Source organism: Pseudomonas sp. PvP027 (genome assembly GCF_017833005.1).
GTDB classification, from domain to species: Bacteria; Pseudomonadota; Gammaproteobacteria; order Pseudomonadales; family Pseudomonadaceae; genus Aquipseudomonas; species Aquipseudomonas congelans.
This window is the reverse complement of the sequence record NZ_JAFIBK010000001.1, coordinates 1,839,397-1,852,882: the sequence shown is the minus strand read 5'-3', so window position 1 is coordinate 1,852,882 and position 13,486 is coordinate 1,839,397. Positions and strand designations below refer to the sequence as shown.

At 59.0% G+C, this 13,486-nt stretch carries 10 protein-coding genes; all 10 read left to right on the top strand.

Features of this window, described 5'->3' with window-relative positions; translation table 11 throughout:
• Positions 1-62: 62 nt before the first annotated feature.
• The 10 genes from bamA (at position 63) to tilS (ending at position 13,318) form a co-directional block, all read left to right on the top strand.
• Positions 63-2,438, top strand: a complete 2,376-nt coding sequence (bamA, locus tag JOE33_RS07555; protein WP_032616028.1) for an outer membrane protein assembly factor BamA — start codon at positions 63-65, stop codon at positions 2,436-2,438.
• A gap of 45 nt (positions 2,439-2,483) precedes the next feature.
• Positions 2,484-2,987, top strand: a complete 504-nt coding sequence (locus tag JOE33_RS07550; RefSeq protein WP_003314303.1) for an OmpH family outer membrane protein — start codon at positions 2,484-2,486, stop codon at positions 2,985-2,987.
• Positions 2,988-2,989: 2 nt separating this feature from the next.
• A complete protein-coding gene (lpxD, locus tag JOE33_RS07545) occupies positions 2,990-4,045 on the top strand; it encodes a UDP-3-O-(3-hydroxymyristoyl)glucosamine N-acyltransferase (RefSeq protein WP_096243123.1) in 1,056 nt (351 codons plus the stop codon).
• A 109-nt stretch (positions 4,046-4,154) separates the two neighbouring features.
• The gene (gene fabZ, locus JOE33_RS07540; protein ID WP_002554719.1) at positions 4,155-4,595 is read left to right on the top strand and encodes a 3-hydroxyacyl-ACP dehydratase FabZ; all 441 of its coding nucleotides are present in this window, start codon (positions 4,155-4,157) and stop codon (positions 4,593-4,595) included.
• Complete coding sequence (gene lpxA / locus JOE33_RS07535) at positions 4,592-5,368, top strand: acyl-ACP--UDP-N-acetylglucosamine O-acyltransferase (RefSeq protein ID WP_010434243.1); 777 nt, start codon at positions 4,592-4,594, stop codon at positions 5,366-5,368. The genes fabZ and lpxA overlap by 4 nt, the downstream gene beginning before the upstream one ends.
• A 2-nt stretch (positions 5,369-5,370) precedes the next feature.
• Positions 5,371-6,513: a lipid-A-disaccharide synthase gene (gene lpxB / locus JOE33_RS07530; RefSeq protein ID WP_122591856.1), complete on the top strand. Its 1,143-nt coding sequence runs from the start codon at positions 5,371-5,373 to the stop codon at positions 6,511-6,513.
• Positions 6,514-6,524: 11 nt separating this feature from the next.
• Positions 6,525-7,178, top strand: a complete 654-nt coding sequence (rnhB, locus tag JOE33_RS07525) for a ribonuclease HII (RefSeq protein ID WP_025991020.1) — start codon at positions 6,525-6,527, stop codon at positions 7,176-7,178.
• 68 nt (positions 7,179-7,246) lie between these two features.
• Positions 7,247-10,768: a DNA polymerase III subunit alpha gene (gene dnaE, locus JOE33_RS07520; RefSeq protein WP_003415548.1), complete on the top strand. Its 3,522-nt coding sequence runs from the start codon at positions 7,247-7,249 to the stop codon at positions 10,766-10,768.
• Positions 10,769-10,896: 128 nt separating this feature from the next.
• Positions 10,897-11,844: an acetyl-CoA carboxylase carboxyl transferase subunit alpha gene (gene accA / locus JOE33_RS07515; RefSeq protein WP_122579375.1), complete on the top strand. Its 948-nt coding sequence runs from the start codon at positions 10,897-10,899 to the stop codon at positions 11,842-11,844.
• 136 nt (positions 11,845-11,980) lie between these two features.
• Positions 11,981-13,318 carry a tRNA lysidine(34) synthetase TilS gene (tilS, locus tag JOE33_RS07510; protein ID WP_187626018.1) on the top strand — a complete coding sequence of 446 codons (1,338 nt, stop codon included), beginning with the start codon at positions 11,981-11,983 and terminating at the stop codon, positions 13,316-13,318.
• Positions 13,319-13,486: the final 168 nt, after the last annotated feature.

Sequence of the window (13,486 nt, the reverse complement as noted above, 5' to 3'; positions counted from 1 at the left end):
TTGCGAATCTGCCGCATTTTGCGGCAGTTTGTTTATTGCCAGTTGGAATAAGAAAGGACTTCATGAAACGTCTGCTGCTAACTGCGGTTCTTTCCGCACTGATGATCGCTGAAGTTCACGCCGAGTCCTTCACCATCTCCGATATCCGTGTCAACGGCCTGCAGCGGGTTTCCGCCGGCAGCGTCTTTGGTGCACTGCCGCTGAACGTAGGCGAGCAGGCGGACGATGGTCGTTTGGTCGATGCTACCCGTTCGCTGTTTAAAACCGGTTTCTTTCAAGATATCCAGCTGGGTCGCGACGGCAATGTGCTCGTCATCAACGTCGTCGAGCGCCCTTCGGTTGCAAGTATCGAAATCGAGGGTAACAAGGCCATCTCCACCGAGGACCTGATGAAGGGGCTGAAACAGTCCGGTCTGGCCGAAGGCGAGATTTTCCAGCGTGCAACCCTTGAAGGCGTGCGTAACGAGCTGCAACGTCAATACGTTGCCCAGGGTCGTTACTCCGCCGAGGTTGACGCCGAGGTTGTTCCTCAGCCGCGCAACCGAGTAGGCCTGAAGATCAACATCAATGAAGGCACCGTAGCCTCCATTCAGCACATCAACGTGGTGGGCAACACGGTCTTCTCCGACGAAGACCTGACCGACCTGTTCGAGCTCAAGACCAGCAACTGGCTGTCGTTCTTCAAGAATGACGACAAGTACGCCCGTGAAAAGCTGTCGGGTGACCTTGAGCGTCTGCGTTCGTACTACCTCGATCGCGGCTATATCAACATGGATATCGCCTCGACCCAGGTGTCGATCACGCCTGACAAGAAGAACGTGTACATCACGGTCAACATCAACGAAGGCGAGAAGTACAGCGTCAAGTCGGTCAAGCTCAGCGGTGACCTGAAGGTTCCTGAAGACCAAGTCAAATCCCTGTTGCTGGTGCAGCCGGGTCAGGTCTTCTCGCGCAAGGTCATGACCACGACGTCCGAACTGATCACCCGCCGCCTGGGTAACGAAGGCTATACCTTCGCTAACGTCAACGGCGTGCCGACACCGAATAACGAAGACCACACGGTCGATATCACCTTCGTTGTCGACCCGGGCAAGCGTGCCTACGTCAACCGTATCAACTACCGCGGCAACACCAAGTCGGAAGACGAAGTGCTGCGTCGCGAAATGCGCCAGATGGAAGGCGGCTGGGCATCGACCTACCTGATCGACCAGTCGAAAACCCGTCTGGACCGTCTGGGCTTCTTCAAGGAAGTCAACGTCGAAACGCCACCTGTCCCAGGCACCGACGATCAGGTTGATGTGAACTACGCCGTTGAAGAGCAGGCGTCCGGTTCGATCACCGCCAGCGTTGGCTTTGCGCAAAGCGCCGGTCTGATCCTCGGTGGTTCGATCAGCCAGAACAACTTCCTCGGTACCGGTAACAAGGTCAGCATCGGCCTGACCCGCAGCGAATACCAGAGCCGTTACAACTTCAGTTACGTCGATCCGTACTACACGCCGGACGGTGTCAGCCTGGGTTACAACGCGTTCTACCGCACCACCAACTACGACGACCTCGACGTTGATGTTGCAAGCTACGCAGTTGACAGCCTGGGTGCCGGTATCAACCTTGGCTACCCGATCAGCGAGACCTCGCGCCTGACCTACGGTCTGACCGTGCAGCAGGACGAGATCAAGACCGGCAAGTACACCGTTGACGAGATTTTCGACTTCGTCGAGAAGGAAGGCGACAAGTACCTGAACTTCAAGGGCTCGATCGGCTGGTCCGAATCGACTCTGAACAAGGGTGTTCTGGCTACCCGTGGCCACTCGCAAAGCCTGGTGTTCGAATCCACCTTGCCGGGTAGCGACCTGTCGTTCTTCAAACTGGATTACCGGGCCCAGTACTTCCACCCGATCACCGATAACTACACCCTGCGTCTGCACACCGAGCTGGGTTATGGTGATGGATACGGTTCTACCTCGGGTCTGCCGTTCTACGAGAACTACTATGCAGGCGGTTTCAACTCGGTACGTGGCTTCAAGGACAGTACCCTTGGTCCGCGCAGTACGCCAAGTAATGGCTCCAAGCCGGGCACATTGGCTGACCCGGACCAGGATCCACTGCCGTTCGGTGGTAATGCCCTGGTTCAGGGTGGCGTAGAGGTCATGTTCCCGCTGCCGTTCGTCAAGGATCAGCGCTCGCTGCGTACGTCCGTGTTCTGGGACGTGGGTAACGTGTTCGATACCAACTGCGACTCCAGCAGAAAGACTGCCAGTGGCAAGAATGTCGAGTGCAACAATATCGACCTTTCCGGCATGGCCAGCTCTGTGGGTATCGGCGTCACCTGGATCACCGCGCTCGGCCCGCTGAGCTTTGCTCTGGCGATGCCGATCAAGAAGCCGGACGACGAAGCCGAAACGCAGGTCTTCCAATTCTCCCTGGGTCAGACCTTCTAAGCGTCTGATCTTTGATAACGCAACGAATTTTGTAGGAGTTGTATTGTGCGTAAGTTGACTCAACTGGTAATGCTGGCAACCGTACTGGTCGCAAGCCCTGCATTCGCCGACATGAAAATTGCGGTACTGAACTATCAGATGGCCTTGCTGGAATCGGACGCTGCCAAGCGTTATGCAGTGGACGCCGAGAAGAAATTCGGTCCGCAACTGACCAAGCTGAAAAGCCTGGAAAGTAGCGCCAAGGGCATCCAGGACCGTCTGGTCAGCGGCGGCGACAAGATGGCTCAGCCTGAGCGCGAGCGTCTGGAGCTTGAGTTCAAGCAAAAGGCTCGTGATTTCCAGTTCCAGTCCAAGGAACTGAACGAAGCCAAGGCAGTTGCTGACCGTGAAATGCTCAAGCAGTTGAAGCCGAAGCTGGATCAGGCTGTAGAAGAAGTCATCAAGAAAGGTGGTTTCGACCTGGTTTTCGAGCGCGGTGCGGTGATCGACGTCAAGCCTCAGTATGACGTGACTCGCCAGGTCATCGAGCGCATGAACCAGCTGAAGTAACCATGAGCATAACCATCAAGCTCGGCCAGTTGGCCGAGTTCCTTGGTGCCACGTTACGTGGCGACAAGGATATCGAAATCACCGGGCTGGCCACTTTGCAAGAGGCCGGCCCTGGTCAAGTCAGTTTCCTGGCAAATCCCAAGTATCGTAAATTGCTGGTCGATACCCAGGCCGCTGCCGTGCTGCTCAAGCCTGCAGACGCCGACGGTTATACCGGTAATGCGCTGGTGGTTCCTGATACCTATCTGGCCTACGCGCGCATTTCGCATTTTTTCGATCCCAAGCCTAAAAGTAGCGCCGGCGTTCATCCGACGGCAGTGATTGCCGCAGATGCGCTGATTGATCCTGCTGCCAGCATTGGCGCCTTTGCTGTGATCGAGAGCGGTGTGCGCATTGCAGCAGGTGTCACCATCGGTGCTCACTGCTTCATTGGTGCTCGCTGCGAGATCGGTGAAGACGGCTGGCTGGCACCGCGGGTCACGCTTTATCACGATGTGCGCATTGGCAAGCGCGTGGTCATCCAGTCGGGTGCCGTGCTGGGCGGCGAAGGCTTTGGCTTTGCCAAGGATAACGGTATCTACCACAAGGTTGCACAGATCGGTGGCGTCACCCTGGGTGATGACGTCGAGGTTGGCGTCAATACCGCAATCGATCGTGGTGCGCTGGCTGATACGCGAATTGGCAATGGCGTCAAACTGGACAACCAGATTCAGATTGCCCACAACGTGCAGGTCGGCGACCACACGGCGATGGCTGCGTGTGTCGGTATCTCCGGAAGCACCAAAATCGGCAAGCATTGCATGCTGGCGGGCGGTGTCGGGCTGGTGGGGCATATCGATATTTGCGATGGCGTTTACATCACGGGTATGACCATGGTCACGCATTCCATCACCGAGCCGGGTTCCTACTCCTCGGGTACGGCCATGCAGCCAGCGGACGAATGGCGCAAGAGTGCAGCTCGTCTGCGCAAGATCGACGACATGGCGCGACGTCTGCAAAAGCTCGAAAAGGTTGTAGAGACGGTGACCTCCTCGGGTAATCGCTCATCTGATGGCTGATACCTTTTTAATATCAAGCGTGCTCAGTCGATAAACTGCCTCCTTGATGTAGAGGGGTGCTGCGCAGTCGCGACGCACTCCTAATCTTTACTACAGGCTTCCCCTCGAAATGATGGACATCAAAGAAATTCGCGAATACCTGCCTCATCGTTACCCGTTCCTGTTGGTGGATCGCGTGACTGAGCTGGATATCGAGAACAAGAACATTCGCGCCTACAAGAATGTCAGCGTCAATGAGCCTTTTTTCAACGGTCACTTCCCTGAGCATCCCATCATGCCGGGCGTGCTGATCATCGAAGCGATGGCACAGGCTGCCGGTATCCTCGCGTTCAAGATGCTCGACTCCAAGCCGTCGGACGGCACGCTCTATTATTTCGTCGGTTCGGACAAACTGCGCTTCCGTCAGCCGGTTCTGCCGGGCGACCAGTTGGTTCTCGAGGCGAAATTCCTGAGCAGCAAGCGTCAGATCTGGAAGTTCGAATGCAAGGCTACCGTTGATGGCAAGGCAGTCTGCTCTGCTGAAATCATCTGTGCGGAACGCAAACTATGAGTTTGATTGACCCTCGCGCAATCATCGATCCGACGGCCGTTCTGGCCGCCAATGTTGAGGTCGGCCCCTGGTCGATCATCGGACCCGGTGTGGAAATTGGCGAGGGTACAGTCGTCGGTCCTCATGTTGTCCTCAAGGGGCCAACCAGAATCGGCAAGCACAACCGTATCTACCAGTTTTCATCGGTGGGTGAGGACACGCCTGATCTGAAATACAAGGGCGAGGAAACCCGTCTTGTCATCGGCGATCACAACGTGATCCGCGAAGGCGTGACCATTCACCGCGGGACCGTTCAGGACCGTGCCGAAACCACGCTGGGCGATCACAACCTGATCATGGCCTATGCCCACATCGGGCATGACAGCGTGATCGGCAACCACGTGATTCTGGTCAACAATACGGCCCTGGCAGGCCATGTTCATGTGGATGACTGGGCTATCCTGTCTGGCTTTACCCTGGTGCATCAGTTCTGCCACATCGGTGCACACAGCTTCTCCGGCATGGGGACTGCGATCGGCAAAGATGTACCTGCGTTCGTCACGGTCTTCGGCAACCCGGCCGAGGCGCGCAGCATGAACTTCGAGGGTATGCGCCGTCGGGGCTTCTCCGAAGAAGCCATTCATGCGCTGCGCAGAGCCTACAAGACGGTTTATCGCCAGGGTCTGACCATCGGTCAGGCGCTGGCCGATCTGGCAGAGCCTGCGGCGCAGTTTCCTGAAGTGGCCGTATTTCTTCAGTCCATTCAGACGTCGACTCGCGGCATCATTCGCTAATCATGACCAGTCCACTCTGTATCGCTCTGGTCGCGGGTGAAGCATCCGGCGATATCCTCGGATCCGGTCTGATGCGTGCCCTCAAGGTGCGCCATCCCGATATCCGCTTCATCGGTGTCGGCGGTCCGTTGATGGAAGCCGAAGGCATGCAGTCCTCCTTCCCGATGGAGCGCCTGTCGGTGATGGGGCTGGTTGAAGTGCTCGGGCGACTGCGCGAACTGCTGGCCCGTCGCAAGTTGCTGGTCCAGACCCTGATCGATGAAAAGCCGGATGTCTTCATCGGCATCGACGCGCCTGACTTCACGCTCAATATCGAACTTCAGCTGCGTCGCGCCGGCATCAAGACCGTGCACTACGTCAGCCCGTCAGTCTGGGCCTGGCGTCAGAAGCGTGTGCTGAAGATTCGTGAAGGCTGCGATCTGATGCTCACCCTGTTGCCGTTCGAAGCGCGTTTCTACGAAGAGCAGGGCGTGCCGGTGCGTTTTGTCGGTCATCCGCTGGCCGACACCATTCCTCTGGAGTCCGATCGTTCCGGTGCCCGCGCTGGCCTGGGATTCGCGGCGGATGCGCCGGTTGTCGCGTTGATGCCGGGCAGCCGCGGCGGTGAGGTGGGACGTCTGGGCGGGTTGTTTTTCGATACGGCCGAGCTACTGCTTGCCCGGCGTCCTGGCCTGCGCTTCGTACTGCCCTGCGCCAGCCCGCAGCGGCGGGCTCAGGTGGAGCAGTTGCTGCAGGGGCGTGATCTGCCCGTCACGCTGCTCGACGGCCAGTCGCACGTCGCCCTGGCCGCGTGCGATGCGGTACTGATCGCCTCCGGCACGGCGACCCTGGAAGCCCTGCTGTACAAGCGTCCCATGGTGGTTGCCTACCGCCTGGCGCCGCTGACCTTCTGGATACTCAAACGAATGGTCAAAAGCCCTTACGTGTCGCTGCCGAACCTGCTGGCCCAGCGTCTGCTGGTGCCTGAGTTGCTGCAGGACGATGCCACGCCCGAGGCCCTGGCGCGTACGCTGCTGCCATTGATCGAAGACGGTCGCGAGCAAACCGCCGGTTTTGATGCCATCCACCGCATCCTGCGCCGCGATGCGTCCAATCAGGCCGCCGATGCAGTATTGAGCCTGCTCGGACGGTCGCCTTCACTGTGAGGTCGCCCATGCTGCAAACAGGTCTGGATTTTACCCTCGTCGAGGACCTGGTGGCGGGTGTTGATGAAGTGGGTCGCGGCCCGCTGTGCGGTGCAGTGGTCACCGCCGCCGTCATTCTCGACCCTGCCAGGCCCATCCTCGGTCTCAACGACTCGAAGAAACTGACCGAAGCCCGGCGCGAAAAGCTCTACGTTGAAATTCAGGAGAAAGCCCTGTGCTGGTTCATCGCCAGGGCTGAAGTCGAAGAGATCGACCAGTTGAATATCCTGCACGCTACCATGCTGGCCATGCAGCGCGCCGTCGAAGGGTTGAGTATCACGCCAAAGCTGGCGCTTATCGACGGCAACCGCTGCCCGCAGTTGTCGGTGCCCTCGGCGCCGGTGGTAAAGGGTGACTCCAAAGTACCTGCCATCGCCGCCGCCTCGATTCTTGCCAAGGTAAGCCGGGATCGGGAAATGGCGGCGTTTGAACTCATCTATCCGGGTTATGGCATCGGTGGGCACAAGGGTTATCCTACGCCGGTACATCTGGAAGCACTGGCCCGGCTCGGGCCTACGCCCATTCATCGGCGTTCCTTCGCTCCGGTGCGTGCAGCCCATGAAGCGCGCGCCACGATAATGATCGGCGGCTCGCTTGCGCCGTCAGTCGGTTTGCTGCAGGACTGACGTTTCACTCCGGGCCAGCTACAATCCTGCCCTTCGTTTTTTGTACTTTCGCGTTTTATAGGATCACCATGCCGGCTTCTTTCGTTCATCTACGCCTGCACACCGAATATTCGCTGGTTGACGGTCTGGTCCGGGTCAAACCGTTGATCAAGGCGCTGACCGGCATGAACATGCCCGCCGTGGCGGTGACCGACCAGAACAACATGTGTTCGCTGGTCAAGTTCTACAAGGCCGCCCAGGGCTCAGGCATCAAGCCTATCTGTGGTGTCGACCTGTGGCTGGCGGGCAGGGACGAAGATGCCGCGCTCAGCCGCATCAGCCTGCTGGCCATGAATGCCCAGGGCTACCGCAACCTGACCGAGCTGATTTCCCGAGGCTTCATCGAAGGCCAGCGCAATGGACAGATCGTCATTCAGCGCCAGTGGGTGGCGCAGGCAAGTGAAGGCGTGATTGCGCTTTCCGCGGCCAAGGAAGGCGAGATCGGCATGGCGTTACTCGGCGGTAATCCGGGTGAGGCAGACGAACTGTTGCGCGAATGGCTGGAAGTCTTTCCTGACCGTTTCTACATCGAAGTGCAGCGTACCAACCGTGCCAACGACGAAGAACATCTGCACGCTGCGGTGGCTCTGGCCGAGCGTCACGGCGCGCCGCTGGTAGCGACCAACGATGTGCGCTTCATCAAGCAGGCCGATTTCGAAGCTCACGAAACCCGCGTATGCATCGGTGAAGGGCGTGCGCTGGACGACCCGCGTCGCTCGCACAACTACAGCGATCAGCAATACCTGAAAAGCCCGGAAGAAATGGCCGAGCTGTTCAGCGATCTGCCGGAAGCGCTGGAAAACACCGTCGAGATTGCCAAGCGCTGCAACATCGACGTCAAGCTGGGCACGCACTTCCTGCCCAACTTCCCGATTCCCGATGGCATGACCATCGATGAGTATTTCCGCAAGGTCTCCTTCGACGGTCTCGAAGAGCGTCTTGCCGTCCTGTTGCCCAAGGACACCACCGAAGATTACGAAGCCAAGCGTCAGGTGTATGTCGACCGGCTGAATTTCGAGCTGGATATCATTATCCAGATGGGCTTCCCCGGTTATTTCCTGATCGTGATGGACTTCATCCAGTGGGCCAAGAGCAACGGCGTACCGGTGGGACCGGGTCGTGGTTCGGGTGCCGGTTCGCTGGTTGCCTATGTGCAGAAGATTACCGATCTCGACCCGCTGGAATATGACCTGCTGTTCGAACGCTTCCTGAACCCGGAACGGGTTTCCATGCCCGACTTCGACGTCGACTTCTGCATGGACGGTCGTGATCGGGTGATCGAATATGTGGCCGAGAAGTATGGTCGCAACGCGGTCAGCCAGATCATCACCTTCGGTTCCATGGCCGCCAAGGCGGTGGTGCGTGACGTGGCGCGGGTGCAGGGCAAGTCTTACGGGCTGGCCGATCGTCTGTCGAAGATGATCCCGTTCGAAGTCGGCATGACCCTCGAAAAGGCTTACGAGCAGGAAGAGATTCTTCGCGATTTCCTCAAGGTCGATGAGGAAGCTGCGGAAATCTGGGAGATGGCGCTCAAGCTCGAGGGCATTGTGCGTAACGTCGGCAAGCACGCCGGTGGTGTGGTTATTGCCCCGACCAAGCTGACCGACTTCTCGCCGATCTATTGCGACGAGGCCGGTGACGGTCTGGTAACCCAGTTCGACAAGGACGATGTCGAGGCTGCGGGGCTGGTGAAGTTCGACTTCCTCGGTCTGCGTACCCTGACCATCATCGACTGGGCGCTCAAGACCATCAATCGCGACCGCGCCAAGGTCAACGAAGAGCCGCTGGACATCGCCTTCATTCCGCTCGATGACATGCCAACCTATCAGTTGCTGCAGCGCGCCGAGACCACAGCGGTGTTCCAGCTCGAGTCGCGGGGCATGAAAGAGCTGATCAAAAAGCTCAAGCCCGACTGCCTGGAAGACTTGATCGCACTGGTGGCGCTGTTCCGTCCCGGCCCGCTGCAATCGGGCATGGTGGACGACTTCATCAACCGTAAGCACGGTCGCGCCGAACTCTCCTATCCGCACGTCGATTATCAGTACGAAGGCCTCAAGCCGGTACTGGCGCCGACTTACGGCATCATCCTGTATCAGGAACAGGTGATGCAGATCGCCCAGGTCATGGCCGGTTACACCCTCGGCGGTGCGGACATGCTGCGTCGTGCAATGGGCAAGAAAAAGCCCGAGGAAATGGCCAAGCAGCGCGGTGGTTTCATCGATGGCTGCAAGACCAATAACATCGATCCCGACCTTGCCGGTAACATTTTCGACCTGGTGGAGAAGTTCGCCGGTTACGGTTTCAACAAATCCCACTCCGCGGCCTACGGGCTGGTGTCGTACCAGACCGCCTGGCTGAAGACTCACTACCCGGCGCCGTTCATGGCGGCGGTGTTGTCGGCGGATATGCACAACACCGACAAGGTCGTGACCTTGATCGAAGAAGTGCGCACGATGAAGCTGCGCCTCGACGCGCCGGACGTGAACACTTCGGAGTTCAAGTTCACGGTGAGCGACGATGGCCGAATTCTTTATGGGCTTGGGGCGATCAAGGGGGTAGGTGAGGGGCCGGTCGAGGCGATTACCGATGCGCGCCAGAGCGGGCCGTTCAAGGACTTGTTCGATTTCTGCGCCCGCGTCGACCTCAAACGGGTCAACAAGCGAACGCTGGATGGTCTGATTCGCAGCGGTGCGCTGGATCGTCTGGGACCGTACTTCGAACTGGAGCCCAAGGCCTATCAGGCCAATATCGACCGTAACCGTTCGGTGTTGCTTGCCGCTCTGGAAGAAGCCATTCAGGCGGCAGAACAGACTGCACGCAGTCATGACAGTGGTCACGCCGACCTGTTCGGCGGTCTGTTCGTCGAAGCGGATGCCGATGTCTACGCCAACCACCGCAAGACCCGCGAGCTGAGCCTCAAGGATCGTCTGCGTGGTGAAAAGGAAACCCTGGGGCTGTACCTGACCGGGCACCCGATCGATGAGTATGAAGGCGAGATCCGCCGTTTCGCTCGTCAACGGATTATCGATCTAAAGCCTGCAAGAGACACCCAGACGGTCGCAGGCCTGATCATTGCCCTGCGCGTCATGAAGAACAAGAAGGGCGACAAGATGGGGTTCATTACCCTGGACGATCGCTCTGCGCGCATCGAGGCGTCGCTGTTTGCCGAAGCATTCCATTCGGCTCAGTCACTGTTGCAGACCGATGCTATGGTGGTGGTCGAGGGCGAAGTCAGTAATGATGACTTCTCCGGCGGGCTGCGCCTGCGTGCCAAGCGTGTCATGAGCATCGAAGATGCCCGCACCAATCTGGCCGAGAGCCTGCGCGTGACGGTGCGTGCCGAAGCGCTCAAGGGCGACCGGCTGCGCTGGCTGGGCGATCTGTGCAAGCGCCATCGCGGTGCCTGTCCGATCACGGTGGACTACACGGGGCAGGACGCCCGCGCATTGCTGCAATTGGGAGAAGCATGGCGGATTGATCCTGCGGACAGCTTGATTCAAGCTCTGCGTGACCAGTTCGGGCGTGAGAACGTCTTTCTCCAGTATCGTTGAACGTCGCAGGCTCGACTTGCGCTCAACCCTGAATTTTAATTTCGACCTGAACGCGCCGGTTCCGAACAGGAACGGCGCAGACGGATCAACCGGCCGGCCTCTTGGCCGTCGACCCAAGACGGATGCCTATGAACCCGAATTTTCTTGATTTCGAACAGCCTATCGCTGACTTGCAGGCCAAAATCGAAGAACTGCGCTTGGTGGGTAACGACAACTCGCTGAACATCGGCGACGAGATCTCCCGGCTGCAAGACAAGAGCAAGACGCTCACCGAAAGCATCTTCGGCAACCTGACCAGCTGGCAGATTGCGCGCATGGCGCGCCATCCGCGTCGTCCTTACACGCTGGACTACATCGAAAACATCTTTACCGAGTTCGATGAGCTGCACGGTGATCGTCATTTCTCCGATGATGCGGCGATCGTCGGCGGTATTGCCCGTCTGGACAACCAGCCAGTCATGGTCATCGGTCATCAGAAAGGCCGGGAAGTGCGCGAGAAGGTTCGCCGCAACTTCGGCATGCCGCGCCCTGAGGGTTATCGCAAGGCCTGCCGTCTGATGGAGATGGCGGAGCGCTTCAAGATGCCGATCCTGACCTTCATCGACACGCCGGGTGCCTATCCTGGTATCGACGCCGAAGAGCGCAACCAGAGCGAGGCGATTGCCTGGAACCTGCGCGTGATGGCCCGTCTCAAGACCCCGATCATCGCTACCGTTATCGGTGAAGGCGGTTCCGGTGGTGCGCTGGCGATCGGTGTCTGTGACCAATTGAACATGCTGCAGTATTCGACCTACGCGGTGATCTCTCCGGAAGGCTGCGCGTCGATTCTGTGGAAAACCGCCGAGAAGGCCCCGGATGCTGCCGAAGCCATGGGCATCACCGCTGACCGCCTGAAAGGCCTGGGTATCGTCGACAAGGTCATCGCCGAGCCACTGGGTGGCGCGCATCGTGATCCGGTCGCCGCCGCTGCCCTGATTCGCGAAGAGCTGAGCGGTCAGCTGGCGATGCTCAAGGAGTTCGATAACGACGCGCTGCTGGCCCGCCGCTATGACCGCTTGATGAGCTACGGTCTGTAAGCTGCGTCGCCCCGATTGCTTCCACGTCTTGCGGGCTTCTGCCCGAAAGGCGTGGGAGCGAACCTGTTCGCGAAAGGACTGGTTTGAGCACTGAAGCAGTGAGTGTGCGAATCAGCCAGGCCGGTGAAAAACATCCATGACCACCCCTTCACGCACCGGTCATGATCTTTCTGCCAGGCTTCTTCAAGCCTTGGTCCCATGGCGCGATGCGCCTGTCTGGCATGTCGGTTTCTCCGGCGGCCTCGACTCAACCGTGCTTTTGCATCTTCTGGCTGAACTCGCCAGTCGCGAAACTCTGCCTGCGCTCAATGCAATCCATGTGCACCACGGTCTGCAGCCCGCTGCCGGTGCCTGGCCAGAGCATTGTCAGCAGGTCTGCAAGACGCTCGGGGTGGCATTTGAGTCTGTTCGCGTTCAGGTCGAGCCTGGCGCAAGTATCGAGCAGGCTGCCCGGAAGGCGCGTTACAGCGCGTTCAGCCAGCGGCTGGCTGAAGGGGAGGTGCTGCTGACGGGGCAGCATCGCGATGATCAGGCCGAGACCCTGTTGTTCCGTCTGCTGCGCGGCGCGGGCGTACGCGGTCTGGCTGCCATGCCCGATCGGCGAGTGCTGGGGCGTGGGCATCTGGTGAGGCCGCTACTGGATGTGTCGCGAATGCAGCTGGAGGATTACGCGCGTCGGCATGGGCTGAACTGGATCGACGATCCCAGCAATGACGATCAGCAGTTCTCGCGCAACTTTCTGCGCAGTCAGGTGCTGCCGTTGCTGACCTCCAGATGGCCGCAGGCAGCGGCCAGTCTGGCACGTACGGCACGCCACCTCGGCGAAGCGCAGCAATTGCTGGACGAACTCGCGCTGCAGGATATTGCCAATGCCCAGGCTGCAACGGCGTTCGGCTGGGTCGGCCTGCCGGTGTTGAGTCTTGGCCCGATTGCCGTATTGTCCCCAGCACGGCAGCGTAATGCACTGCGTCACTGGCTTGCGCCACTGACACGCCTGCCGGACACCGATCACTGGGCTGGCTGGGAGGCGTTGCGCGATGCGGCGCAAGACGCGAGTCCGCTGTGGCGGCTCGCCGAAGGAACGCTGCACAGGGCGCAGGGCTGTCTCTGGTGGGTGCCCGCTGACTGGGAGCCGCTCTGTCATCAGGCAATGGACTGGTCTGACCCTGGTGTGGCGCTGGATTTGCCGGGCAATGGTCGCGTGGTTCTGGAAGGTGAGGCGCCGTCGGGGTGTCTGCAAGCCCGCTATCGGCAGGGCGGTGAAGTCTTGCGCCTCGGCGGGCGTGGCAGCCGAGATCTCAAGCGCTTGCTCAACGAGCAGTCAGTGCCGGCGTTTCTGCGCGGCAGATTGCCGCTGCTATACGTCGATAACGTGCTGCTGGCCGTCGCCAACCTGCCCGGACTGGACGGTTCACCCAATGAAAACTGGCGTTTGCGCTGGGTTACGCCGACCGGCGACCAAAGTTTGAGCTGAAAGGCCCTTTCAGGTAGACTACGCTCCCTTCTTGATACAGCTTCTGTCGGCTCTTTTGAAACGACATGAGTTGCCGGTTACCAACCAGTATTTACTGGGTAATTCTTAAAATGTAGCGCACACCACACTGGCTTTTGCCGGTCGGTTTCAACGCAGCAGTTTCGGGAG

Excerpts from the sequence above, each read along its gene's own strand:
- tilS (WP_187626018.1), top strand. The coding sequence starts at position 11,981 with ATGACCACCCCTTCACGCACCGGTCATGATCTTTCTGCCAGGCTTCTT.
- dnaE (WP_003415548.1), top strand. The coding sequence starts at position 7,247 with ATGCCGGCTTCTTTCGTTCATCTACGCCTGCACACCGAATATTCGCTG.
- lpxD (WP_096243123.1), top strand. The coding sequence starts at position 2,990 with ATGAGCATAACCATCAAGCTCGGCCAGTTGGCCGAGTTCCTTGGTGCC.
- lpxA (WP_010434243.1), top strand. The coding sequence starts at position 4,592 with ATGAGTTTGATTGACCCTCGCGCAATCATCGATCCGACGGCCGTTCTG.
- lpxB (WP_122591856.1), top strand. The coding sequence starts at position 5,371 with ATGACCAGTCCACTCTGTATCGCTCTGGTCGCGGGTGAAGCATCCGGC.
- fabZ (WP_002554719.1), top strand. The coding sequence starts at position 4,155 with ATGATGGACATCAAAGAAATTCGCGAATACCTGCCTCATCGTTACCCG.
- accA (WP_122579375.1), top strand. The coding sequence starts at position 10,897 with ATGAACCCGAATTTTCTTGATTTCGAACAGCCTATCGCTGACTTGCAG.
- bamA (WP_032616028.1), top strand. The coding sequence starts at position 63 with ATGAAACGTCTGCTGCTAACTGCGGTTCTTTCCGCACTGATGATCGCT.